Here is a 24,194-nt window from a genome sequence, read left to right as displayed (position 1 = left end):
GTCATTGCAACATCAGGATCGTCCAGCCCGTGCCGTCCGGTTGCGCCTCGACGACGCGATAGCGCCCGCTGTGCGTGACGACGACGCTGCCGGGCCGGATGCCGACGGCGTCTTCGTCGATCACGTGCAGCATCGGCGCGACCAGATTCGTGCGTTTCGACCCGAGATCGGGGCCAAGCCAAGGCGCGTTGAACATGCCGCGCACGGGACGGCCGTCGACGACCACGTCGTCATCGGCCAGATCTCGCAGCACGGCCGCGTCAACGTCCGCAATCAGATCGTGGAACGCCACGCGTCACGCCTTCAGACGGATGCACGCGCGCGGGCGCGTGCAGAGGTGGATCGGGTTCGACTGCGCCTCGATCTCGACGCCCTTGTTGAACGGCATGACTTCCTGCCGCGCGTAGTACGGCAGGCCGATCGTGTTGACCGCGTCGACATAATCGCCGGGCGCGAAGCGCGAGATGAACAGATCCGCCACGCCTTCCGGCACCGCATACGCTTCGTCGTCGCCGACGAACGGGATGCCGCCGACCTTGCCCCGATAGCGCTCGAACACGATGCCGTCCAGCTCGATCGCGCCACGCGGATCGCCGCGCAGCGCCGCAGCCGCCGCCGTGTTGAGGAACGTCTCTTTGACGGTCGGCAGCGTCAGCAGCTTGCGCCAGAAGTTGCGCCCGCAGAACGCGCGCACGCTCGAAAACGGCACGTTGCCGAGCGCATCCTCGATCGCTTCGAGCGTGTCTTCGTTCTTGATCCGGATCTCGGTCTTCGCGTTCGACAGCTCGTATTCGATGACCTGCTGCTCGATGCCGAAGCGATCGAGCAGGTTCGCGACGACGTGCTTGCCGTCCGCGTCGAGGATCACGCCGCGAACCGCGCCGAGGCGGTGGTATTCGTGCGTCGCGTCGATCTGACGACGCATCTTCGCGAGCCGCTTGTCGACGTAGCGCTGCACCGTCTCCAGTTCCGAATCGTCGCCGAACGCGCGCAGATTCTGGATCTCGTCCGCCTTGATGACCGCGCGTTGCGGCAGGTGGACGGTGTTGAACGGAATCAGGCTCGGCTTGCTGCCCAGCACGTTCGGCGCGGGCGAGCCGCGCACACCGGCCGCCACGAGTGCGAGCGTGTCGCCGTCGCGCTCGATCTGCACCGTCGTCGTCGTGATGCCTTCCTCGTCGAACAGGCCCGTCTCGCCGAGGCGGCCGGGCAAGTGCGGCTGCTCGTTGATGGACGCCGTCAGGGACGACAGCGAGAACGCGTCGTCGTTGAAGATTGCGATGTCTGCCATATGCACTCCAGAAATGAAAAAGCCGCGCATCGGCGCGGCTTTGGGATAAGGGATTCGCCGGGATCAGCGGATGACGATGTGATGCGCGGCCAGATCGTCGCGGGCGGGCGCGTCGAGGCCCGCGAGCAGGCGCGCGTCGACTTCGGCGAGCCGCTTGATCGCGACCGCCGGGCGCGGCGTGTCGGACGCCGGCAACGGCGCGTAGAGGATCGCGACCGCGACTTCCGCGCCGGTCGCCGCCGCGTTGTCGTACGGCGCGTATTCGCCGGTCCCGATCGTGCCGAGCACGCAGCCGGACGGCAGCGCCGGGCCGGCCGCGACCGTGATCGCATCGCGCGAGATCTGGCCGGGGCCTTCCGAAATCAGAAATTCGGCGGGCAACGTGCCCAAAGTCTTGATGTTGGACATTCAGCGCTCCTTTCAGCGATGAAAAGTTACTTGGCCACGCGGCGGGCCGCGTAGATGTCGGACGTGCGCAATGCGCGGCTACGCGCTTGCGTCTGCTGCTGTGCCGGATCGGGTCGGCTGTTGATGCGGGTGCTCGACGCCGTGAGACGCTCGAACAGCCGCGCGCGCACCTGATCCGGCGACAGGCCGTCCGCGACGTATTGCGCGGTCAGGTCCGTCTGGTTCGCCGCGAGGCAGATCCCCGCGATGTCGGTCGCATTGCGGATTGCGCGATCGACCGTCTCGCGGTCGCGCAGGCCGGTCGCGGCGATCACGCCTTCGGCGCATGCCGCGAGATTCGCTTCGCGCAGCGAATTGAACACGTGCGCGGCGAGTGCCGTGACGTCGGGCGTCTGGGGTTTCGGTTCCGGCTCGGGATCCGGCGTTGGATCGGCCGGCGGTTCCGCGTCCGATTCGCCGGCCGCATCGAGCAACGCACGAACCTGCTCCGGCACGGCCGAGAAGCGCGCGAGAAGCGGCGCAGCGCCGGCCGACGCCGCCAGCTTCACCGGGGCCTCGATCACGTCGCAAAAGCCCTTCTCCTTCGCCTGCGCGGCCGTCAGCCACGTCTCCGCGTCCATCATGGCCCGCACGTCGTCTTCGGACAGACCGCTGCGCTGCGCGTACGCCGCCAGAATGCCGGCGCTCGCGTTGTCGAGCAGTTCGGCGACACGGCGCAGATCTTTCGATTCGCCGGCCGCGACCGTGTGCGGATGGTGGATCATCAACAGCGCGTTCTCGGGCATCTCGATCTCGTCGCACGCCATCAGCACCAGCGACGCGGCGGACGCCGCGATGCCGTCGACGCGCCCCTTCACCTTGCCGGCGTACCGCCGCAACGCGTTGTAGATCGCGAATGCGTCGAACACGTCGCCGCCCATCGAGTTGATCGCGACCGTGATCGACGATGCGTCGGTCGCGACGGCGTCGAGCTGCGACACGAAGTTCTGCGCGTCGGTGCCCCAAAATCCGATGTCGCTATAGATCCGGATCTCGGCAACCTTGCCGCCACCCGCCTGCGCCTGTGCGCGGATGTCCCACCACTTGCGGTTTCGCTTCATTCCCCATCCTCTTTCAAATCACTACCGTTTCCGTCTTCTATCGCGAGCTGCGTGTCGTATCGCAGGCCGAGCCGTTGCTCGCGCGCGAGATCCGCCGCGTTTTCCGCGTCGACCTGCTCGGGATCGTCGCCGCGCGCGAGCACTGCGCCCGTGCGGCTCGCGAGGCCCGCGCGGATCTCCATGCGCTTCGCGGTGACGTCCTGCACCGGGTGGATGTACGGCCAGCCCTGCGGCACCCATCGCACGCGCAGATAGTCGCGACGCCGGCGGAAGTAATCGGGCATCGGCATCGCGCCCGACAGCGCGCACGCGTCGACCCACCAGCGCCACACCTTGCGGCAGAACTGGTGAATGAACACGTTCCACTGAATCTGTTCGACGCTGCGCCGGAACTCGTTGAGGATCACGCGCAGCACGCGGTCGCTGACGTCCCGCAGATCGCCCGTGAGCACTTCGTAAGGCATGCCCACCGAAGCGGCCGACGCCATGAGCTGCTGGCGCATGAACGGCACATAGTCGTTGCCCGCGCCCGGCGGCTCCGAGAACTTCACTTCCTCGCCGGGCGCAAGCTCCTGCATCCCACCCGGTTCGAGCGACACGACCGGCGAAAACCCGTCGTCGTCGTATCGCATCGGCGCTCCGGAAACGGGATCGCCCATCGGGCCAAGCTCCGCGTGCGGCTTCGTGATGAAGCCCGCGAACAGGTTGCTGACCTCTTGCCGGAACAACACCGCGTCGTCGAAGTTGTCGAGCGAATGCAGCCGCAGCAGCACCGTCGACAGCTCAGGCACGCCGCGCACCTGTCCCGGCCGCAATGCGAGGAACACGTGCGCGATCTCGTCGGCCGGCACCCGCACCGTCCGCGTGCTGTCGCCGGCCTGCCGTCCATACTCGCCGGGATGTCGCGTCAACAGGTGATAGGCAATGCGCCGTCCGTCGTCGTCGAACTCGACGCCGTTGACGATCTCGCCGTGCGGCAGGCGCTCGTTCTTGCTCACAGGCAGATGATCGGCTTCGAGCAACTGCACCTGCAACGGCACGGCTAATCCGTCGTGCCAGCTACGCAGACGCCGCCGCACGAGCACCTCGCCGTCGCTAAAGAACGCACGAGCGGCCAACGTCTGCAATCCCGCCATATCGAACAGCCCGTCCGCGTCGATCTCCGCTGCGCTGTCTTCCCAAAGCAGCTTTTGCGCGTTTCGCATCGTCTCGTCGGGATGTCGCGGATGCGCCTGTATGCCGGAGCCGATCGTGTTCGACACGAGCCGCGTGATCGCGGCTTTCGCCCAAGGGTCGTTTCGAATCGCGTCGCGCGCCCGATGCCGCATCAGCGGCAGGTTTTGCGCCGCCGCCGCGTTCGGCCCCGCGCTCGACGCCTTCCACGACCGTGCGCGAGCGCCGCCCGTGCTCGCGGATTCGTACGCCGCCGCCTTCAGCCGCGTCGGCACCACGAATCCGCGCCGAGCGAGCATCGGATACGCGCGGCTCATCGAACCCCCTTGCCGGCGTGCCGCAGCCGAACGATGCGCGAGCGCCCGCTCGCGCCGTCGAGCGCGCGAATGATCTCGGTTTGCGCCTCGCGAAGCTCCAAGATCGAGCGGTACTTCACGCGGCGATCCGCATACTGCACTTCGAGCTCGCCTTTCGCGATCGCGGACTGGATGCGATCCAGATCCTGTCTTGTGTAAGCCATCGGCTTTCTCCTAGCGACGCGTCAGGTAGGCCGAGCGGCCGACGCGACGCCCCTGAATGCGCGAAACCCCGCTCGGTGGCGGGGTTTCGTTGGGTTTTGCGGTTTGCTGCTGCGGTGGTGGCTCCGTGTCCGCATCGCGATCCTCCGGCTGATCCGGCAGCACCTCGACCGGCAGCGCCGACGGCAACGCGTCGAGCACCGGCACCGCCTCGAACAGCGACACCTGCGACAAGCGCTGCTGCTCGACCTGCCAGTGCGGCTCCGTCATCAAATGCGTCTTGACGCTGCGCGCCGCGTGCAGCGCGTACACCTCGCAGTCGAGCGCTTCGTTACGTGCGCCGGCCTTCTTTTGCCAGACGCGTTTGGTCCCGATGCGAGCGGGCACCTTCACCTCGGCCGTCAACTGCGACAGGTAGTCCGACCGGACGTCGCGATACCAGTGCATGCGTCCGGGGCCGTCGCCGTCCAGCTTGAGCCGGTTGTCGAGAATCAGATCCTTGGCCTTGCTGACGCCGACCATGAACGGCCGCAGCCCGTACTTCGCCGCCTTGCTGTTGTTCCGCGTCGAGTCGACCGACGCGCGCGGCGTGCTGAAGATCTCGGCATTGGCATCCGTGCTGCCCTTGATCGCCAAGACGATCAAACCTTGCCGCTGCGCCGCGCGCACGTACCTGTAAACCGCGTCCGACGTCGAGCCGTCCGACGAGTCGATCGACGTCGCCCGGATCCGCAGCAGGCCGCCCGACTCATGACGGTACGCGTGCGTGATCAGCGTCGTGAGCGCGCCCCATACGCCGCCCGTCAACGGGTCTTCGCGTTGGTCCATCACGTTGCCGAAGATCTCGTCCCACGCGATCAGCCAGCTCTCCTCGCCCCGCCCCCACGCGCGCATCACAATCGCGAGGCGGTCATGCTGCACGTCGACGCCGAGCGTGAGCAGCAAGCCGCCCATCGGCACCGTGAACGGTGGATACGGCATCGCGCGTTCGGCGAGCGCGTCGATTTCGGGAAGATCGCTCTTGTACTTGTACGGCCGCCCCTGCGAGTTGTTGACGAATGAACGCATCTTCGTGTCGTCGCCGGAACGTAGTGCCTTCTCCGCCGTGAGCCACTTCTTCACCAGCTCGGCCATGCGCGAGCCGGGGAACGGCGACACCAGCTCGTTCAGCCGGAAACCGGCGACGCCGTAAAACGGCGCGGTCGCCACCCATCGGCCGCGTCGCACCGCGCGGATGCGCATCGGGTCGTCCCACAACGTGCCGCAGTGCGGGCACGTGTATCGCGCCGACTCCGGCCGGGCGCGGCCGAACACCTCGTGCGCCACATCGGCGTCTTCCGTCCACGTGACGTTCTCCCACGTCAGCTCGTGTTCCTCGCCGCAGTCCGGGCACGGCACCAGATAGACGCGCTGATCGGACGCCACGTATGCCTGCTGAATGCGCGAGAAGCCGTCGACCGTTGGCGTGCCGCCGAAGATCACCTTGCGCCGGCTGTCCGAGTAGCTCTTGTTGCGCTCCTCCAGCAGCGTGATCGAATCACCCTGCTCGCGCACGTTCTGATTCGCGTCGTCCGGCTCTTCGACTGCGACGACGGGCGCAGGCGTCGACTTCACGTCGTCCGGCGCGTTCGACGTGATGAACTTCAGGAACCCGCGCGGGAATGTCTTGTGATCCCACAAGTTGTTCTTGTCGCGGCTCGCATGCACGGGCAGTTTCGCCGACAAGCGAGGCGTCACCTCGACCATCGGCTCGAATTTCTCCATGTTGAACTTCTTCGCCGACTTCTCTTTCGCGAACATCACGATCATCGGGCACGGATCGACGTCGATTCGCCGGCCGATGTAGTTCAGCAGCACCCCGTCCGTCCACGCGACCTGCGCCGACTTCATGCACACGACCTTTTGCACGCGCGGATCGTCGAGCGCCGTATGCATGCCGAACACCCAAGGCGTGATGTTCGGGTTATACCGGCCAGGACTCGCCGTCGCCTTCGCGCTCATCCGGCGATGCTTGCGCGCCCAGTCCGTCGTCCCGATCTTCTCCGGCGGACGCAGCAGCTGCGCGATCCGCCGAATCACCGTCCGAACCGTCTCGGTCGTATCCAGAAAGCTGTTCAAGACACCCATACATATGCTCGTTCAACCATTCGAGGTCAATTTCAACGTCATGCAGCGCGCGCAATTCCTGCACGAGCTTGTCGGATAGCGCGAGCAATTCCGTCTGAAAGGCACCGACCATCTGGCCATATGCCTGCTCAAGCTGCGCGGCGTTGACCAACTGCCCTTTCTTTTCGGCGAGCGTCAGCAGCTTGATTTCGCGATCCACGCGTTCAGTCATCGCGCGCTCGGCCACAAGATCGATGCCGGTCTCGCTCGCGCGGCCGGCGGCCATCTCTCGCAAGTGCCGAAGGTAAGCCATGCGGATCTCATCCATCGACGCCGTTCGATAGTCGATGTTGAGCCGATCGACCAGACGCGAAACCGTCGACCGCTCAAGGTCGAGGTGCTCCGCGATCTGCTGCTGAGTCAGCATGTGAATGTGCCCCCCTATAGAGATTCAACAGTAGAGAAAAAACGCGGGTGCGCACCCCCGCATGCACCCGCGCCATAGGGTCCCCTGCCCATTTTCTAGGCATCGGCGACCCCGACCGCAAGCACCGCGACCGCGTGATCACCCGCACGCTCCATCGCCCACACGATGCGGTCCATTGGATCGTCGAATACGAAGCCACGCGCGGTAACGCGCCCCGTGCTTCGATCCTCATTCCACGCCGACCAGACCTCGCCCGGCCCGCCATTCGCCAACTCGCTTCGCATTTCAGCGCCCCAATGCAAAAAGCCCTGAGGGCTTTCGCACTCAGGGCTTCAAAATCTTCGGACGAGCAACGACCCGGAACAGGCCGCGTCACTCGGTGAATACCGGAATCAAATTGTCAGGGCGAAGTGTAGATGAAGACCTTACGGTTGAGCAACACTTTCTTTCTCTGCCTCTTTCATTTTGTCGATGATCGCCTGCATCGACACATACTCAACCTTGGGTTCGCTGAGCTTCTCGTCGATCGCGCGCTTCGCATGAGTAAGCGCCAAATCGAAAATCGACGTCGGTCGCGCCTTCAAACCAAGGCGACGGCAGATGTAGGCGGGATGCGCACGCCACACGTAATGCATCTGCAAAACCTTGCGATCCTGCGGCATCAATCGACGGCACGCGAGTTCGATCTTCTGCGCGTCCGCTTCGTCGAGCGTCGCGCTGATCGTTCGCCCGCCCGTGCCCGGAAAATAGATCGACGCGACAAGAGAATCGCCGTGCGCGCTGCCCGAGCGCATCGCCCTTGCCCAATTGTTCAAACGCTCTTCCAGTGTCATACCGTTCCCCGAATCAATCCTCATATCGACCGACGTGCGCCCCGCAATAACCCCGCCGTGACGAACCCGCGCCGATGATGGTCGATGCCGCGCGCGTGCAGCGGCACCCGTTCTCTACGTGCGCGCACTGCCGGTCGTCGGCGGCGGCTTGAGCCGCAGGCACGGCACTAGGACGACCTGCTTCAAGCGACGCGTTGCGACGCCTTCTCACCTCATCCCAGTTCTTTCGCAGTCGCGCAGGCGATGTGACGATGCGTTGCCAGAACTTGTCCCGATCGGCCCATGCGTATAGCCGCACGATCTCCTTCTGATCCCTGCCGTCGATGGCCAACATTGCGTCGACATCGGCGATCCATTTCGACCAGTTCGGCACATCGCCACCCGGATCACGGGCACGCAGGCGCTCGAACATCCAGCACGCCATCGATGACGACAGATCGTCACGGTTTTCACTTTGCTCACCCGCCCTGTGGTTAACCAACGACGCTTGAGAGAGAGTATGTTTTTTACTATTACTGTTTACTGGTTTACTAGTTGGAACGTCGTTCAGGTAACTTTCCGCTTCGCCTGCGCAAAACGCCCCGTCAGACAGCTGATCGGAACCACGTTCAGGTAGTGCCGCAACCTCATCGGAACGTCGTTCCGAAGTGCCGCATTTTTCAGCAGCATCGGAACCAGATTCCGAATTGCCCAATTTTTCATCAACATCGGAACCACGTTCCGATTCGCTCGCAATGATGTCGAAGTCGATCGCATCGCGCTGGCGAAGTGCGACATCCTTGGGAACGGCAAGGCGATAATGCGCATGTGCCCAACGGCGGGCCGGACGCCGCGACCGCCAACGCGCCAACCAACCGTGACGCTCGGCGACTTCGAGATGCGTGCTGACGCTGCGCTCCGACAGGCTCGCCTTCTCGGCAATCGTTCCGATCGACGGCCAGCAGATATCGTCCATTGCGTTCGCATACTCGGCGATCACAAACAATACCAACTTCGTGGTGGACGGCAGATCGCTACCGGTCATGGCTCGACGCCATGTGAAGAATGGTGAAACGGCAGACATAGTCAATATCCTTCGCCCGGCTCGGCGAAATTTTCGAACCGGGTTGTAGCGTTCTTAAACGCGAGCCGCACGGTCCCGATCGGCCCGTTGCGTTGCTTCGCGATGATGATTTCGGCGGTCCCCGTGTCGGGGCTGTCCGGGTTGTAGACCTCGTCGCGGTAGATGAACAGGATCACGTCGGCGTCCTGCTCGATCGAGCCTGACTCCCGAAGATCCGACATCACGGGACGCTTGTTCGGGCGCTGCTCCAGCCCTCGATTCAACTGAGAAAGCGCGATCACCGGCACGCGCAATTCGGTCGCAATTTGCTTGAGCGCCCGTGAGATCCCGCTGACCTCCACCGCCCGCATCTCCGTGCTGGCACCATCCCCCGACATCAGTTGGAGGTAGTCAATGACGACGACACCAAGTTGGCCGTGTTCGCGATGCAGGCGTCGCAATCGGGTTCTCAGCATCGACGGGGTCAGCGACGATCCTTCGAGAATGTGGAGATTCGCTTCGGACATGACCCGCACGCCGTGCGTAATACGCGACCAGTCGCTGTCTTCCAGCGAGCCGGTTCTCAGGCGATGTTGGTTGACCCGAGAAATCGATGCGAGCATACGCGTCGCAAGCTGCTCGGCAGGCATTTCCATCGATACAACGGCAGCCGGCAAACCGGACCGTGTGGCGACGTTTTCAGCGATGTTCATCGCGAGGGATGTCTTACCCATCGACGGCCGACCGCCGACGATAATCAACTCGCCTTCATGCATCCCGTCGAGGCGACGATCCAGATCGTCAAAACCGGTCGCCGTGCCAGTGACGCCGCCCTTGTCTTCGCGCTGATACAGCATGTCGATCCGCTCGACGACGCGACTCAACGTCGGCAGCATGGGCATGAAACCGTCGTCCTTGCGCCGATCCGCGTCGGACAAATGGAGAAACGCAGATTGCGCCTGATCGATGATGTCGGCCGGCTCGCGCCCGCCCGTGTGATGGCACAGCTCCATCACATGCTTCGCAGCGCGCAGGCAACCACGCAACAGCGACCTGTTTCGCATGATTTCCGCGTAGCGCTCGACATTGGCCGCACCCGGAGTCGATTGAACGATCTCGTTCAAATACTGCAATGGCCGCTTGATCTTCGCACCGGTTGCTTGCAGGCGCTCGAACACCGTGACGACATCGGCGCGCCGCTGATCAAGCACAAGTTGCTTGATCGCGGTATAGATGAGGCGATGGTCACGCAACGTAAAATCGTCCGTCGCGATCTGACCGCCAATCCGGTCATATACATCGCTATCCAACATCAACGCGCCCAATACCGCCTGCTCGGATTCAATCGAGGCGATCGGCTCATGTGCGTCGATCGGGTCCATTGCGCCCATATTTCCCCTGTCGATGATGACGTGTGATTTCGTTGACCCGTGGTCGAACCGAGTCCGGCCAAGGTGGCTTTTTCGTCAACTACGCCTGCGCCGAGCGAGGCGCGCGGCGGTTTGAATCAGCCGCTGAAACAGACGTTGCCCTTTGCGGCCCGTCGCGATGATCTGCTCGGCTTCGCGATCGTCGATTCGCTGATCTTCGAGCGCGCGAGACACGTCGTTGGCGACCTGCCCCACATGCGCTTGCAAGCGGAGTGTCGTCGTTACGAGATGCATCGTGCCCGGCTCGTGGCCGTCAACCGCGTGGTGATCGTCAACGCGCTCGGCAACCAGCCCGAACCGGGCGTTGAGCGCATGTAGCGCGTCGAGCGCGTGCGCCTCGGCTTCGCTCTTCTCCTGCATCCACTCGATCAACAGCTCGAACATCTCCATCGAGAGGCGACTGTCGCCCACACCGCGCAGGCGCAACCGGAGCGACTCCGGTGTGATGTTCTTGCCGCGCCTGTTTGTCAGGTAATTCGCTGCATCGGCCACGCCACCCGGCGCGTTGCGCACGGACGTGTAGAGCACGTCGAGCCATTCTGTACTGTCGTATCGGCAGGTCATTGAACTATTGGTGGATACTCGTTTTCAATCTTTTGCAGCTCGAGGGTGGGAAGTACGATTCGCTCTGCCTCCCCCGCAATCGACGGATCGGATCACTTGGTCGCGGAATTGCAGTACCTCTGTTCGGCCGACCGCTTGCCAAGGCAGTCGAGAAGCGCTTGAACGGTCGACACGCGCGGGTCAGAGACCACCCGTCCACCGATCTTCGCGAGCGTTTGATAGGGCACGCCGCTTTGCTTCGCAATTGCCGGCCAATCCCCCTTTGCTGCATCGAGCTGACGCAGCACGGCCGCAAGAATCGGCTCGCTTCCGGTCTCCATGACGCCCCCAAACACAATGGCAAGCCGCGATTTTATCCACTTAAGGAATTTCATTCAACCGATGAGTAGGGCAAACCATCCGCTAATGGGTATCCAAATTCGGCAAGATGTCGGCATGAAAACGCCGCCCACGAAGTCATCGCTTCGAATGATCTTGGCCCGCAAGCTGCGGTGGTACATGGATCACTACCCGCACGTGGACAAGCAAGAAAAGGTTGCCAAGCGCGCCAGCATTTCCCAAAGCTCGGTCAATCGAGTCCTGTCCGGGAAGGTAGATACGCAGATGCGGGTTGTAGAATCGCTCGCTAACGCCATCGGCATATCGCCAACCGATCTGCTGATCGACGACGAGAACGACGCGTCGGTAATTCATTACGATCGTGTGCGCTACGCCCAACTCCCCGAGGCGGAGAAGAAGGCAATCGAGCGATACATTGAATTTGTTCTGAGTCAGGCCGCCGCTACAACCGTCGAGGAAGATGAATCGACGACCATCGACGAAGTCATTCCGGCCTCACCGGAATCGAAGAAGCGCGCAGCAACCGCCGCTCAACGCCCATTATCGAATGAATTGTTGAGCGATGACCACAACCACAAAACCCGCATCCGAGGGACCAGAACGCGCAGCCGATAACGTCTACGAACTCCCCACGATACGAAGACGCACCCGGCAGACCACCATTCGCGCATTCCTGCATGATTTAATAGCCCGCCACGATCGGTCGCCGGCGGTCGCTGCCGCCGCCGTACTATTACGCGAGGACGGCACAATATCCATCTCCGCCAAAGGCGTGGACGCCGACACCGCAGAGGATGTCTTGGCCGGCGTGCACCAGCTAGCCGAGCGCCTCGAATACGCCCGGAATCAACACCCACCTCGGTTCGTCCGCCAACGCGGAACCGCAAGCATCCTCGCGACTGCGACGATCGGACTTGCAGCCGCAGCATACCTAAACACCTCAGCATGGCTTGATGCGGCACTAGTCCTTACGTGCCACGCCGCAACACTACTGTTTACCCCACGAAAACCTCGATAGCACGAACCCCGCTGCCAAACCCGGCGGGGATTATCTGAGGATAATTATCCGTATATGGATTGACAAGAGATTTTCCATTAATGGATACTCCGGCTGTCGCGTCGTACGACGCTCAACCGGAGATTCACCCCATGAAACCGATCGATCTTCACGCTGAGGCCCGCCGGAACTGGCTCCGCAACGAGCAAGCGCCCCGCGTTACACCTTCCGAGCCCGCACGCCAAAGCAACTTGGAAAAGTCACTGCTGTTCAAGTGCGTCTTCGCCGCCGCCGCCCTGATCATCGCCGCGAATGTGCTGGATAGCGGCCCCGTCGCTGACAAGCCCGCCACCTTCCACGCCAACGTCTGACGCTCACGCGCCGAGGACGGCTTGCGCACTCGGCGTAAAGGAGATGATGAAGTCATGCCCAGAATCAACGCAGCGCAGCACGCGGGCATCCCGCGCCGGGACACGCTGTCGCCCCGGACCGTCGCCCGTTACGAACGCGATCGCCAGCTTCCGACGTCGCCGCTCCTCATCGGCAAGCACGTCGTCATGCGCCGACCGCTCGTAGACGGCGTCTATATCGAGTACCTGATCATGGACGGCAACACTATTGCCGCGAAGCAGATCTCGATTCCAGACGAACCGACGTGTGCGGACGCGATCAAGCGCCTTCGCGCCGCGACAAGCGCCGAGCCGGAAAAGCACTCCTGCCCGAAGAAGCCGCGCGCGTTCAGGATCAGGGAGGCATCATGATCGACAACGCCCTCCCGAATGCGGCTCCGCGCAGACTCAACCCGTTCGTCGACCTCACGCCCGCTCAACGGGCCGACCTGACGGCTCGAATCCTGACCGTGTTCAGGCACGCCACGCACGCGATGACGTCCGACGAGGTGTGCACGACCCACTTCGCCGACATGCCGGGCGCGGCTGCGCAATGCATCGATAAGCTCGCGCGGGGCGGATGGTTGCGCCGCCAACCGCGTCCGCACGATCTGCGTTTCCTCTACTGGCTCACCGGATCGGACGCAGCCCCGCCGCTGTCGGTCCCCTGCAAGCAGGCAGACGGCACCTATTCGAACGATGCCGGCGGCGCACTCGCGCCTCGACATGCGCCGCGATCCGCCGTGCCCGCCGGATCCGCGCACACGCGCCCCGAACTCCACACGATCGTCACGCGAGACGCGGAACGTCACGTCGCCGTCTCGTTCCCGCATCTCCGCTCGCTTGAGATTTCCGTCGACTCGCTGCTTGGGTCGGATACCCGCACGTTGCGATTCCTGCGCCTGTTCCGCCAGAGCATCGACCTCGAAGTGTCGCGACTCGAACAGATGATCCAGAACCGGAGGACCGCGTGAAGCGCATGACGACCTACAAGCATCCGACGTCGTACAACGAGATCGTCGCTCACGCGAATGCCGTTCATGCACGTCGTCTCGCTCAACTCAAGAAGGCCGAGAAGCACATCCGAGCGATCGAGCGCGACCTCACGTTGGTCGCTGAAGCCGGCATTTACATTGACGTTGACGAGCATTCGATGCGCCTCGAAGACTGCCGCGCCCCCGGCGAATACCGCTACAACGGCCGCGCGAAATGGGCTCTCCGAATCTATGCCGGGATTTTCAGCGAGACGGCCGATCGCGCCGTCCGCGCGTTTCTCGCGCTCGGCTGGATCGTCGAGCGCATTGATATCGCTCCGAATCGCGCGAATCTCCTGCTTCGTCGACCGAAAACGCAGTCTCGCCTGATCCTCGACGGCTCAATGGAACTCGCTCGCAGTCTCCAACCGCAGGAGGCCGAGTAATGGATGCCCGCACCCAATCGCTCGCGCTCGTCGAGCCGATCGTCACCGGCAATGCGAAGGCCGCTGCTGCGGCGGCGGGCGCGACGTCGGCGGATCTCTGGATGGTGCCGTACGAACAGCTCCACTACGATCCACGCGACAACGTGCGCCCCGTCGATCAACAGTGGGTGTCGCACCTCGCTGCGCTGATGATCGCCAACGGCTACGACAAGAGTCAACCGCTCCATTGCTACATCCGGAAGGTCGACGGGAACGACCTCATCTACGTCTACAAGGGACAACACCGCTACCTCTCCGCAGGCAACGCGATCCGCGCAGGAAAGAACCTCGGCAAGATCCCCGTCGTCGTGCGCGATGCGAAGACGGTTGAACGCTCCGAGATGGTGATCGACGGCTACCTTAGCAACGAAAGCAAGCGCGCGTCTCCGCTCGAACTCGCGACGGTCGTCGCGGAACTGCGCGACGTACACGGCCTCGACACGAAAACGATCTGCACGCGCCTGAACGTTACGGATCAAACCATTCGTGACGTCGGCCTGCTTGAAAATGCGCCGGCGGAGATTCACCAGTTCGTCCGCGACGGCTCCATCTCCGGCTCGCTCGTGATCAAGGAGATACGGCGGCACGGCGCGGAACGGGCACTGGAGCGGATCGTCGCGGGCATGTCGAAAGCGAAGGACGCAGGCAAGACGAAGGTCACGAAAAAGCATCTCCGTGCCACATCGCCCAAGAGCGTCGTGGCGTCGGCTGCCGCCGCCGAGCCCCAACGGAAGATTGGCGAACAGCACGCAAAGCAGCTTTTGCAAGCGCTGCAAAGCGTATTGCACGATCCGTGCTTCGGCAAGTTGTCGCCGGGAACGATCGAAGGCGTACATCGCGCGTTGACGGGTCTCGAAGACCTGCTCGATGCCGTGCCGACGCGTCGCTCGAAGTATCCGATCGCCAAGGCAAACGAGCACGGCGTGTACGAGCCATCTGAAATCCTGTCCGCGCCCATCTCAAAGAGCACCGGGCGCACGCCCGTCGAGATTCGGCTCGCACAAATCGCCGAGGGCGATTGGGAATTCGGTTTCTCGTACACCTTCAGCAGCGCGGGCGGATCGTCGCCATGCAAGCGCATCGAAGGCGAATCGCCCGGCCGTTACAGGACGCGCGTCAAAGCGATCCGAGCTGCGGTTCAGGTGCTCACCCGCACCCTCGAAAACAGCAGCGCCTCGAAAGCGAAGGAAATGGCAAGCGTTCGGCGGTGGCTCGACAAGCTGTTCACGACGCCGGACCCGGACTGGACGCCCGAACTGGCACAGGAGGCGGCCCAATGACCCCGCGTCCGGCCCTTTCTACCCCACGTCCGCTGCCGCGAAAGCGGGAACGCGCGGACAAGCGCCCGGCTATCACACTGGCGAGCGTCGACGGCAATGCAGTTTCAAAGCGTGTGCGCGGGCTTACGCCCGCAAAGGCACTCCAGAAGAACGAAACGCCGCGTGCGCGGCGAAAAGCAATCCAGAGAAACGAAGCCCCTGCGGATGCCCGCAGGGGCATGCACGCACGCCTCGACGCGCTTTGCATCGAGATCCGCGCCCTTGTGAGCGACGTCTCGCACTCGGCCGACATCGTGCTGCTCGACCTGATGGCCGACGATGCCGGCAGCTACGCACGGCACAAAGCGGCGCAGGACGCTCGCACGTGGGCCGCAGCAGCCGGCGTCACGCTCGAAACGGGTTTGATGCAGCTCGGCCGGGCGATACCACGCGATCAGAATTGAGGATGACCATGAACGACAAACAGAACACCGCACCGAACTGGTTGCAGGAAGGCGATTTGCTCTATCGCATCACGATCGACACGCACCGGCAAAACCATGACGAAATCTATGTCACGCTGGCTGAAGGATCGCGGGACATACGTGCACGAGCAGCGCGCGCTGCTGAGCTTCGGGAAACTTTGAAGCGGCTCGGACCCAATAGGCTAACCGATGGCACCTCGCCCGAAGCGCTCACGAAGCTCAAAAGGCTCATTGCCGCCGACGAATACGCGATCTCGTTTCAGACGATGCAGCAGTATCGATCCGCGCTGCTACGGGAAATTGACAACGCGAGTCCCGTTCGCTCGATCCCGGCTACGATGACGCAAGAACAGCACGCGGCGATCGAGTTCGCGCTTGGCGCATGTGCCGGTCATCCGGCCGGCGAACAGCATGTGGCCGCACTTGAATCACTGCTTTCGCGGGGAGGCGACCACGCATGACTGTCGCGATGAAGCCCATATATCTCGACATCGCATCGGTATCAGCGGCGGTCTCCCTGTCGCCCGCGGTCATCCACAAACTCGTCCGGCAAGAGGAGTTCCCGAAGCCGCGCGCCCTTTCCGGGCGACGCGTCGGTTGGCTCACGCGGGAAGTCGAAGAATGGGCAGAAGCTCGAACGCCGTCCGAGTTCCTGCCGCCGCCTAACTGCGGGACCGGCCGGCGGAAAGCGACAATTGATGCGACCGGGTAACAGCCTCCAGCTTCTCATCGAGCTTCGTCAACCAGAGCCGGCGCTCGGCGTCATACGAGTGCCGGTTATAGATACCGCCGACACCCGGCAACATGTGCCCAAGGATGGCCTCGCCGATCTCGTACGGACAGCCGAGCGCAGCCAACATCGTGCGAGCCGTTCGACGCAGATCGTGAGGGGCCCAATGCGTGACCGGAAGACGCGGCCGGGCTTGTTCCGGCCGCGTCTCGCTATAGGGCATATGGAAATGAACGGCCTGACCGAACACCTTCTGCTGCATGTGCCCGCCTCGCTCAGCCGGGAACACCCTCCCCTTGCCGTAACGTTCGAGGCGTCGACGCACAACAGCATCCGCACGTCCGATTAACGGCACACGAAGATCCGTCGCCTGCTCGTGCCGGGCGTTCTTGGTCTTGGCCTTGGGAATCGTCCACCACAGCCCGTCCCGTTCGTCGGTAATCTCCGCCCCTTCCATTGCGCCGATCTCGGCACCGCGCGTCCCGGTCCAAAGGTACAGCGTCAACGCATCCTCGACATTGCGACTGAAATTCGGCAACCAGTTGATCAATGCACCCGCCTCGACGTCGCTCAGGAACCGCTTTGCGGTACCGACCGGCTGCCCTTGGATCCGTCTGCCGTTGCTGCGTAGTCGACCGCGCATGATTTGTCGCCACCAGTTCGACGCAGACTCGGGCAGCCGGCCAGCATCCAGAGCATAGTCCCAAGCGGCCCCGAGTTCGAGTCGAAGCTTCGACGCCTGCACCGGAATTTGCCGATACGAGTCGATCTTGCTGAACGCGCGCTCGCGCGTCAGCTCGGCGGCCGGCAGCGCTGCAATATCTCCCAACATCGTCCGGAACATCCGGGCCACTTCGGCCGCCCCCTTCGGCTGGCGATTGCGCTCGACGTGCCCCTTCAGGTAGGCCATACAGATATCGCGCACTGTCGGCGAATCCCCTTGCTGTACCATAACGCCGACAGAATCGTTTGCTTGCCGCTTGGCGAGCGCCGGGTCGTTGCCTGAGTTGCGCTCTTGTTTCAGACGCTCCCACTCAACGGCGGCCGCCGCGATGGAAAGCGCTGGCCACTCGCCGATTTTGATTTGTCGCATACGCCCATCGACGAGCGACTTGTAGCGGTAAATCCAACTGCGACGCGATGCCGTCGCCTCGAGCCTGAGCCCCGGACAGCCATCGATTTTCAGGTGTGCACCGGGCAAAAGTTGCTTTGCCGATCGGGCGTCAAACCGCATTCAGACCTCAGCGTAGGTTTCCGCCACGCGCATAACATCAGCGGCGTAGGCGTAGGTTCTGGAAGAGCCGAAAAGCTACGCTGACAATGGAAATTTAGCAAGATGTCGATAGGCGGGGATATTCAACAGTGAACACCCCGAAATGGACGGAAAGCCTTGATGGATAAGGACGTGCAAGAAATTACGGATTCAAAACAGCAGCTTACAGAAGGGGCGTTTAGCAACCACACGCCGATGATGCAGCAGTACTTACGCATCAAGGCAGAACATCCCGGAACACTCGTGTTCTACCGGATGGGCGACTTCTACGAGCTCTTCTTCGAGGACGCGGAGAAAGCCTCGCGCCTGCTTGATCTGACGCTCACGCAGCGCGGCGCGTCCGCCGGCACACCGATCAAGATGGCGGGCGTGCCGCATCACGCGGTCGAGCAATACCTCGCGAAGCTCGTGAAATTCGGCGAATCGGCGGCGATTTGCGAGCAGATCGGTGACCCCGCGACGTCGAAGGGGCCCGTCGAGCGCAAGGTCGTGCGCGTCGTCACGCCGGGCACGCTGACCGACGCCGCATTATTGTCCGACAAGAGCGACGTGTTCCTGCTCGCGCTTTGCGTCGGACACAACAAGCGCGGCGTAGCGTCGAACATCGGTCTCGCCTGGCTCAACCTGGCGAGCGGCGCGCTGCGGCTCGCCGAGGTCGCGCCGGATCAGATCGCCGCGGCGCTCGAGCGCATCCGGCCCGCGGAAATCCTCGCGGCCGACGGCACGATCGAATCGGTGCCGGCCGGCATGGGCGCGATCACGCGCGTGCCCGCCTGGCACTTCGACATCGCATCGGGCACACAGCGCCTTTGCGATCAGCTCGAAATCGCGAGTCTCGACGGCTTCGGCGCGCAGGCGCTCACGAGTGCCTGTGGAGCCGCCGGCGCGCTGCTGATCTACGCGGCGTCGACTCAGGGCCAGCAGCTTCGCCACGTGCGCAGTCTCAAGGTGGAAAACGAGTCCGAATACATCGGGCTCGATCCGTCGACGCGACGCAATCTCGAACTCACCGAAACGCTGCGCGGCACCGAGTCGCCGACGCTCTATTCGCTGCTCGACACCTGCTGCACCGCAATGGGCAGCCGCCTGCTGCGCCATTGGCTGCATCATCCGCCGCGCGCGTCGGTCGCGGCGCAAGCGCGCCACCAGGCGATCGGCGCACTACTCGACGCCGCCGCGAACGCGAGCCTCGACAGCCTGCGCTCGGCGCTGCGGCAAATTGCCGACGTCGAACGGATCACCGGCCGCCTCGCGCTGCTGTCCGCGCGGCCACGCGATCTGTCCAGCCTGCGCGACACGTTCGCCGCCCTGCCCGTGCTGCGCGAGCGCGTCGCCGAAATCGCACCGAACGCGGCCGCGCTCGGCCGCCTTGAAGCCGCGCTCGAGCCGCCCGCGGGCTGCCTCGATCTGCTGACGCGCGCGATCGCGCCCGAGCCTGCTGCGATGGTCCGCGACGGCGGCGTGATCGCCCGCGGCTACGACGCGGAACTCGACGAGCTGCGCGACATCTCGGAGAACTGCGGTCAGTTCCTGATCGACCTCGAAACGCGCGAGCGCGCGCGCACGGGCATCTCGAATCTGCGCGTCGAATACAACAAGGTCCACGGCTTCTACATCGAGGTCACACGCGGCCAGACCGATAAGGTGCCCGACGACTACCGTCGCCGCCAGACGCTCAAAAACGCCGAACGCTACATCACGCCCGAGCTGAAGACGTTCGAGGACAAGGCACTGTCCGCGCAGGAGCGCGCACTCGCCCGCGAGCGCGCGCTTTACGACAGCGTACTGCAGGCGCTGCTGCCTCACATCGAAGGATGCCAGCGCGTCGCAAGCGGCCTCGCGGAACTGGACTTGCTCGCGGCCTTCGCCGAACGGGCCCGCACGCTCGACTGGGTTGCACCGGAATTCACCGACGAGATCGGCATCGAAATCGATCAAGGCCGCCATCCGGTCGTCGAAGCGCAGGTCGAGCAGTTCATCGCGAACGACTGCTCGCTGAACACCGATCGCAAGCTACTCCTCATCACCGGCCCGAACATGGGCGGTAAATCGACGTTCATGCGGCAAACAGCGCTCATTGCGCTGATGGCGTACGTCGGCAGCTACGTGCCGGCGAAGGCGGCCCGCTTCGGTCCGATCGACCGCATCTTCACGCGCATCGGCGCGGCGGACGATCTCGCGGGCGGCCGCTCGACGTTCATGGTCGAAATGACGGAAGCCGCCGCGATCCTGAACGACGCCACGCCGCAAAGCCTCGTGCTGATGGATGAAATCGGCCGCGGCACGTCGACGTTCGACGGCCTCGCGCTCGCGTGGGCGATCGCGCGCCACCTGCTGTCGCACAATCGCTGCTACACGCTGTTCGCGACGCACTACTTCGAGCTCACGCAACTGCCGGCCGAATTCCCGCAAGCGGCGAACGTGCATCTGTCGGCGGTCGAACATGGGCACGGCATCGTGTTCCTGCACGCAGTCGAGGAAGGCCCGGCGAATCAGAGCTATGGGCTGCAGGTCGCGCAGCTTGCAGGCGTCCCCGCGCCGGTGATTCGCGCCGCCCGCAAGCATCTCGCGCACCTCGAACAGCAGTCCGCCGCGCAAGCGACGCCGCAGCTCGATCTCTTCGCCGCGCAGCCGGCCGTCGACGAACCGGAATACGACGAACCGCCGGTGGCCGTGCCGCATCCGGCTTTCGAGCGCCTGCTCGCACTCGATCCGGACGACTTGAAGCCGCGCGACGCACTCGACCTGCTCTATGAACTGCACGCGCTCGCCCGCACAGGCGCAACGGATGCGCAACGCTGACGGCATCGCGCCTCACGCGGCGCTTCGCTCGCGCGTCGCCGCTTTCGCGCTCACGTGCGCGCTTGCAGGCGGCATGCTGGCCGCGCCCGCGTCGTCGCGTGCGGGCGGCGAGCCGTATACGTTCGGGGTTCTGTCCGGCGTGATCGCGTCGTCCGACGACGAGCCGCCCGCTCGGCGCCTGCTCGACGCAATCGCACGCGACCGCTCGGTGTCGTTCATCGTCTACGAAGGTAACCTGAAGGGGCCGAAGGAAGCATGCCGCGATCAGTTGTACGAGCAGCGCAACGCACTGTTCGCGACGTCCCGCGTTCCTATCGTGCTGCTGCCGGGCCAGTTCGACTGGGCCGCGTGCGGCGCGCGCGACGCCGGCGCGTACGACCCCGTCGAGCGGCTCGACTTCCTGCGCCAAAGCGTCTTCACCGAGCCGGCACTGCCCGCCGCGAATCCGATGCTGCTCACGCGCGAGAGCGAAGTGCCGCGCTTTCATCCCTATCGGGAAAACGTTCGCTGGGTGCGCGACGACACGGTGTTCATCGGCCTGAACGCGCCCGCGCCGAACAACCGCTACCTGACGGCGGGCGGCCGCAACGGCGAGTTCGAGGATCGTGTCATCGCGAATGCGTTCTGGATCGATCACGCGGCCGAGTACGCGAAGCGCCGCAAGGCGCGTGCGCTTGTGATCTTTCTCGAGGGCGATCCGCAGTTCGACCGCTACGAACGTTCGGAGCGCTTCGGATGGCTGCGCTTCAACCGCCCTCGCACGCGCGACGGCTTTCGCGAATTCAAACGCGCATTGGTGAGAGCGGCCACGGTTTTTCGCGGCTCGATCGTCGTCGTCCATCCGAACGGCGAGACGCTCGCGAACGGCTTCAGGATCGACCGTCCGTTACGCGACGACAAAGGGGATCTGGTCGGCAACCTGACGCGCATCGCGATCGCGCCGCATGCGCGCCTGGCTCAATGGGTGCGAATCGGCGTCGATCCGGCGAAGCAGCCGATGTTCAACGTGAGCATGCAGACCGTGCCGAAGCATCTGCCTCAACCGCCTGCCCTGCCCGTCGTGCCGCATGACGACACGCCGCTGCCCGAAATGCCGGAAATCCCGGCGTCGCCGACGCTGCCCGATTCGGGCGCGAGCGGCGCGCAACCGCCCGGCTATGATGATTGGCATGGCGCGCGCGACGACCCATTCGATCACCGCGCGCCGTCGAGCGCGACATCCGGCGAGACTCCGGGCGTCGCCGCGCCCCGCTCAATGCAGGGTGCGCACTGAGCTGTTGTCTTCGTTGTCGTTATCGTCGTCCTCGTCTTCGTCGACGATTTCGAGCCCTTCCGCGCCGTGCGCGTGCTCGTGCTCGATCTCGTCCTCGGTCGCTTCGCGCACGTCCTTGACGGTCAGCGAAAAGCGCAGCGCCATGCCGGCGAGCGGGTGATTGCCGTCGAGGACGACCTTGTCTTCCGCGATGTCGGTCACCGTGTAGATCAGCGAGTCGATTTCCTCGTCGCCGTCTTCCGGCGTGCCTTCGAATTGCATGCCGACTTCGAGCGGCTCGGGGAAGCGGTCGCGCGGCTCGATCTTCACGAGTTCAGGATCGTAATCGCCGAACGCATCCTGCGGCTCCAGCTGGATTTGCGCTTGATAGCCGGGTTCCTGGCCGTCGAGTTGTTCCTCGATCTTGGGGAACGTGCCATCATAGCCGCCGTGCAGATAGACCATCGGCTCATCGCTCTCCTCGATCAGATTGCCTTGCGCATCCGACAGCTTGTAAGCGACCGACACGACAGTATTTTTTGCGATTTTCATCCAATTCTCCCAAGTACAACAGTCATTATACGATGCCCAAACGGCCACTACCCGAACCGTCCGGCCGTGTGCGCGAGCGCACTCGCGCGCCGCTGTCCGAGGCGCCGACCCAGCTTCTCGGCAACCTCACGCCCGCGCATTTCATGCGCCGATATTGGCAGAAAAAGCCACTTCTGATCCGGCAGGCGATTCCCGACGTCGCGCCGCCGCTCTCGCGCGACGCGCTGTTCGAGCTCGCGGGCGACTATGACGTCGAATCGCGTCTCATCACCCATTTTCGTAACAGATGGCAACTGGAGCATGGTCCGTTCTCGCTCGAGCATCTGCCGCCCGTGAAACGGCGCGAATGGACCCTCCTCGTGCAGGGTCTCGATTTGCATGATGACAGCGCCCGCTCGTTGCTCGAACGGTTCCGGTTCGTTCCGGATGCGCGCCTCGACGATCTGATGATCTCGTACGCGACGGACGGCGGCGGCGTCGGCTCGCATTTCGACTCGTACGACGTGTTCCTGCTGCAGGTGCACGGCAAGCGTCGCTGGCGAATCGGCGCGCAGCAGGACTTGTCGCTGCAGGAAGGATTGCCGCTCAAGATCCTCGAGCATTTCGAGCCGACCGACGAATGGGTGCTCGAGCCCGGCGACATGCTGTATCTGCCCCCGCACGTCGCGCACGACGGCGTCGCGATCGGCGAATGCATGACGTGCTCGATCGGCTTCAGAGCTCCGTCCGCGGGCGAGTTGCGCACGCAGTTCCTCTATCACCTGGCCGAGCGCGGCGGCTTGCGCACGGGCGCACGCGACGACGCGCCGTATCGCGATCCCGCGCAGCCCGCGGTCGACACCCCCGCGAGGCTGCCCCCGGAGATGACCGAGCGCGTCGCCAGGACGCTCGCCGGCATCAAATGGGACGAGCACGATATTGGCGATTTTCTTGGCTGCTATTTGAGCGAGCCCAAATCGAACGTCGTTTTCGATCCTCCTGCCCGCCGGCTCGGCGAAACCGCGTTCGCGGCCCAGGCCGCGCGCCGGGGCGTCCGGCTCGACAGGAAAGCGGCGTTGTTGTATAACGCGCGCTCGTACTTCATCAACGGCGACGCGTATTCGCTCGCGACGGCGGCGAAATGGCTGCCGGAACTGGCCGATTCGCGCCGGATGGGGGCGAAACGGTTTGTAACACTCTCCCGGGACCCCGCCATGACAGGCCTGCTGCACGAGTGGTATTGTGCGGGCTGGATACGGGTGGGTGAGATGGAGTAGAGTTGCCCGGCCGTACGCCCATACGAACGCATGTTTTGTATGGGAAAGACAACGTATTGACCCCGCATTTGTCGACGGTCGATAGGAAAGTGCATATAATTTCCGCCCAAGCCGTAGGGAAGATTCACGCTCTAGAAGTGCATCTCCACCAGCGGCCCAGGTCGGTGTTGGAGCACATTACCGGTATTGTTTCGCGCTGTTGCTTACCTTTAACCATAAAAGGACGTGATCATGAAGAAATCCCTCCTCGTAGCTTCCCTGTTGGCTGCCGTTGCGCTGGCTGCGTGCAACAAGAGCTCCGAGCAAGCTGCTTCGTCGGCTGCTAGCGACGCTACCGCCGCTGCTGCTTCGGCTGCTTCGGGCGTTGCCGCTGCTGCTTCGGAAGCGGCTTCGAGCGTTGCCGCTGCTGCGAGCGATGCAGCTGCTGCTGTGGCGTCGGCTGCTTCGGCAGCGACGGCTGCTCCGGCTTCGGGCGCAAGCCAGTAAGTCGCACCAGCATCAGCTGAAAA

Annotated in this window: 29 protein-coding genes; 13 read left to right on the top strand and 16 right to left on the bottom strand. The window is 63.6% G+C overall.

The genetic code is table 11. The features are described from left to right. Position 1: 1 nt before the first annotated feature. The 13 genes from WS78_RS06825 to WS78_RS06760 all read right to left on the bottom strand — a co-directional run bounded on the left by WS78_RS06825 (position 2) and on the right by WS78_RS06760 (position 11,266). Complete coding sequence (locus tag WS78_RS06825; RefSeq protein ID WP_059584710.1) at positions 2-292, bottom strand: head-tail joining protein; 291 nt, start codon at positions 290-292, stop codon at positions 2-4. A 3-nt stretch (positions 293-295) separates the two neighbouring features. After that, positions 296-1,321: a major capsid protein gene (locus WS78_RS06820; RefSeq protein ID WP_082717483.1), complete on the bottom strand. Its 1,026-nt coding sequence runs from the start codon at positions 1,319-1,321 to the stop codon at positions 296-298. A gap of 33 nt (positions 1,322-1,354) precedes the next feature. After that, the gene (locus WS78_RS06815) at positions 1,355-1,699 is read right to left on the bottom strand and encodes a head decoration protein (protein ID WP_059584705.1); all 345 of its coding nucleotides are present in this window, start codon (positions 1,697-1,699) and stop codon (positions 1,355-1,357) included. Positions 1,700-1,725: 26 nt separating this feature from the next. Continuing rightward, the gene (locus tag WS78_RS06810; RefSeq protein ID WP_059584703.1) at positions 1,726-2,799 is read right to left on the bottom strand and encodes a head maturation protease, ClpP-related; all 1,074 of its coding nucleotides are present in this window, start codon (positions 2,797-2,799) and stop codon (positions 1,726-1,728) included. Continuing rightward, on the bottom strand, positions 2,796-4,289 hold the full coding sequence (locus tag WS78_RS06805) for a phage portal protein (protein WP_059584700.1): 1,494 nt from the start codon (positions 4,287-4,289) through the stop codon (positions 2,796-2,798). Before WS78_RS06805 ends, WS78_RS06810 begins: the two co-directional genes overlap by 4 nt. Beyond that, on the bottom strand, positions 4,286-4,492 hold the full coding sequence (locus WS78_RS06800) for a phage head-tail joining protein (protein WP_004533700.1): 207 nt from the start codon (positions 4,490-4,492) through the stop codon (positions 4,286-4,288). The genes WS78_RS06805 and WS78_RS06800 overlap by 4 nt, the downstream gene beginning before the upstream one ends. 10 nt (positions 4,493-4,502) lie before the next feature. After that, complete coding sequence (locus WS78_RS06795) at positions 4,503-6,569, bottom strand: phage terminase large subunit family protein (RefSeq protein WP_317135633.1); 2,067 nt, start codon at positions 6,567-6,569, stop codon at positions 4,503-4,505. Beyond that, positions 6,454-7,023 carry a helix-turn-helix domain-containing protein gene (locus WS78_RS06790; RefSeq protein ID WP_082717481.1) on the bottom strand — a complete coding sequence of 190 codons (570 nt, stop codon included), beginning with the start codon at positions 7,021-7,023 and terminating at the stop codon, positions 6,454-6,456. The genes WS78_RS06795 and WS78_RS06790 overlap by 116 nt, the downstream gene beginning before the upstream one ends. Before the next feature lie 425 nt (positions 7,024-7,448). Beyond that, the gene (locus tag WS78_RS06780; RefSeq protein ID WP_059584694.1) at positions 7,449-7,856 is read right to left on the bottom strand and encodes a hypothetical protein; all 408 of its coding nucleotides are present in this window, start codon (positions 7,854-7,856) and stop codon (positions 7,449-7,451) included. Between the two features lie 13 nt (positions 7,857-7,869). After that, the gene (locus tag WS78_RS06775; protein ID WP_197419472.1) at positions 7,870-8,919 is read right to left on the bottom strand and encodes a helix-turn-helix domain-containing protein; all 1,050 of its coding nucleotides are present in this window, start codon (positions 8,917-8,919) and stop codon (positions 7,870-7,872) included. A gap of 2 nt (positions 8,920-8,921) precedes the next feature. Next, positions 8,922-10,289, bottom strand: coding sequence for a replicative DNA helicase (gene dnaB / locus WS78_RS06770; protein ID WP_059710784.1), 1,368 nt, complete (start codon positions 10,287-10,289; stop codon positions 8,922-8,924). Positions 10,290-10,364: 75 nt separating this feature from the next. Continuing rightward, positions 10,365-10,892, bottom strand: coding sequence for a phage regulatory CII family protein (locus tag WS78_RS06765; protein WP_059710783.1), 528 nt, complete (start codon positions 10,890-10,892; stop codon positions 10,365-10,367). 92 nt (positions 10,893-10,984) lie between these two features. After that, on the bottom strand, positions 10,985-11,266 hold the full coding sequence (locus tag WS78_RS06760; protein WP_059584691.1) for a hypothetical protein: 282 nt from the start codon (positions 11,264-11,266) through the stop codon (positions 10,985-10,987). Positions 11,267-11,297: 31 nt separating this feature from the next. Here WS78_RS06760 and WS78_RS06755 point away from each other — a divergent pair, with 31 nt between their 5' ends. The 9 genes from WS78_RS06755 to WS78_RS06715 all read left to right on the top strand — a co-directional run bounded on the left by WS78_RS06755 (position 11,298) and on the right by WS78_RS06715 (position 16,532). Further along, positions 11,298-11,846, top strand: coding sequence for a helix-turn-helix domain-containing protein (locus tag WS78_RS06755; protein WP_226377216.1), 549 nt, complete (start codon positions 11,298-11,300; stop codon positions 11,844-11,846). A 534-nt stretch (positions 11,847-12,380) separates the two neighbouring features. Then, entirely contained in the window at positions 12,381-12,599 is a 219-nt protein-coding gene (locus WS78_RS06750) for a hypothetical protein (protein WP_156437577.1), read from the top strand. A 54-nt stretch (positions 12,600-12,653) separates the two neighbouring features. Continuing rightward, positions 12,654-12,989, top strand: a complete 336-nt coding sequence (locus tag WS78_RS06745; protein ID WP_085701510.1) for a hypothetical protein — start codon at positions 12,654-12,656, stop codon at positions 12,987-12,989. Next, a complete protein-coding gene (locus WS78_RS06740) occupies positions 12,986-13,591 on the top strand; it encodes a hypothetical protein (RefSeq protein WP_059583872.1) in 606 nt (201 codons plus the stop codon). The genes WS78_RS06745 and WS78_RS06740 overlap by 4 nt, the downstream gene beginning before the upstream one ends. Continuing rightward, positions 13,588-14,037, top strand: a complete 450-nt coding sequence (locus WS78_RS06735; protein WP_085701509.1) for an ACP synthase — start codon at positions 13,588-13,590, stop codon at positions 14,035-14,037. Before WS78_RS06740 ends, WS78_RS06735 begins: the two co-directional genes overlap by 4 nt. After that, a complete protein-coding gene (locus tag WS78_RS06730; RefSeq protein ID WP_085701508.1) occupies positions 14,037-15,356 on the top strand; it encodes a ParB/RepB/Spo0J family partition protein in 1,320 nt (439 codons plus the stop codon). The genes WS78_RS06735 and WS78_RS06730 overlap by 1 nt, the downstream gene beginning before the upstream one ends. After that, positions 15,353-15,799 carry a hypothetical protein gene (locus tag WS78_RS06725; RefSeq protein WP_226377215.1) on the top strand — a complete coding sequence of 149 codons (447 nt, stop codon included), beginning with the start codon at positions 15,353-15,355 and terminating at the stop codon, positions 15,797-15,799. Before WS78_RS06730 ends, WS78_RS06725 begins: the two co-directional genes overlap by 4 nt. A gap of 8 nt (positions 15,800-15,807) precedes the next feature. Then, positions 15,808-16,281 carry a hypothetical protein gene (locus tag WS78_RS06720; RefSeq protein WP_059577256.1) on the top strand — a complete coding sequence of 158 codons (474 nt, stop codon included), beginning with the start codon at positions 15,808-15,810 and terminating at the stop codon, positions 16,279-16,281. After that, positions 16,278-16,532 carry a helix-turn-helix transcriptional regulator gene (locus WS78_RS06715; protein WP_317135632.1) on the top strand — a complete coding sequence of 85 codons (255 nt, stop codon included), beginning with the start codon at positions 16,278-16,280 and terminating at the stop codon, positions 16,530-16,532. Before WS78_RS06720 ends, WS78_RS06715 begins: the two co-directional genes overlap by 4 nt. On the opposite strand, the gene WS78_RS06710 is transcribed toward WS78_RS06715, so the two are convergent. After that, positions 16,483-17,784: a tyrosine-type recombinase/integrase gene (locus tag WS78_RS06710; protein WP_059577227.1), complete on the bottom strand. Its 1,302-nt coding sequence runs from the start codon at positions 17,782-17,784 to the stop codon at positions 16,483-16,485. The genes WS78_RS06715 and WS78_RS06710 overlap by 50 nt on opposite strands. A gap of 159 nt (positions 17,785-17,943) precedes the next feature. On the opposite strand from WS78_RS06710, the gene mutS reads away from it, so the two are divergent. Together mutS and WS78_RS06700 are read left to right on the top strand one after the other, a co-directional pair. After that, the gene (gene mutS / locus WS78_RS06705; protein WP_059577224.1) at positions 17,944-20,625 is read left to right on the top strand and encodes a DNA mismatch repair protein MutS; all 2,682 of its coding nucleotides are present in this window, start codon (positions 17,944-17,946) and stop codon (positions 20,623-20,625) included. Beyond that, positions 20,612-21,898 carry a hypothetical protein gene (locus WS78_RS06700; RefSeq protein ID WP_059577254.1) on the top strand — a complete coding sequence of 429 codons (1,287 nt, stop codon included), beginning with the start codon at positions 20,612-20,614 and terminating at the stop codon, positions 21,896-21,898. The genes mutS and WS78_RS06700 overlap by 14 nt, the downstream gene beginning before the upstream one ends. Here WS78_RS06700 and WS78_RS06695 read toward each other — a convergent pair. Continuing rightward, complete coding sequence (locus WS78_RS06695) at positions 21,878-22,429, bottom strand: FKBP-type peptidyl-prolyl cis-trans isomerase (RefSeq protein WP_059577221.1); 552 nt, start codon at positions 22,427-22,429, stop codon at positions 21,878-21,880. The genes WS78_RS06700 and WS78_RS06695 overlap by 21 nt on opposite strands. A 68-nt stretch (positions 22,430-22,497) precedes the next feature. Here WS78_RS06695 and WS78_RS06690 point away from each other — a divergent pair, with 68 nt between their 5' ends. Together WS78_RS06690 and WS78_RS38175 are read left to right on the top strand one after the other, a co-directional pair. Then, positions 22,498-23,685, top strand: coding sequence for a cupin domain-containing protein (locus WS78_RS06690; RefSeq protein ID WP_059577218.1), 1,188 nt, complete (start codon positions 22,498-22,500; stop codon positions 23,683-23,685). A gap of 56 nt (positions 23,686-23,741) precedes the next feature. After that, on the top strand, positions 23,742-24,011 hold the full coding sequence (locus tag WS78_RS38175; RefSeq protein ID WP_081989774.1) for a hypothetical protein: 270 nt from the start codon (positions 23,742-23,744) through the stop codon (positions 24,009-24,011). A 5-nt stretch (positions 24,012-24,016) separates the two neighbouring features. Here the strand turns inward: WS78_RS38175 and WS78_RS36985 are convergent, their stop codons facing one another. Continuing rightward, positions 24,017-24,178 carry a hypothetical protein gene (locus tag WS78_RS36985; protein WP_162483267.1) on the bottom strand — a complete coding sequence of 54 codons (162 nt, stop codon included), beginning with the start codon at positions 24,176-24,178 and terminating at the stop codon, positions 24,017-24,019. Positions 24,179-24,194: the final 16 nt, after the last annotated feature.

It is taken from the genome of Burkholderia savannae (assembly GCF_001524445.2).
GTDB lineage: Bacteria > Pseudomonadota > Gammaproteobacteria > Burkholderiales > Burkholderiaceae > Burkholderia > Burkholderia savannae.
Note: the sequence above shows the minus strand (reverse complement) of the source record. Positions and strands in the feature narration are given on the sequence as shown.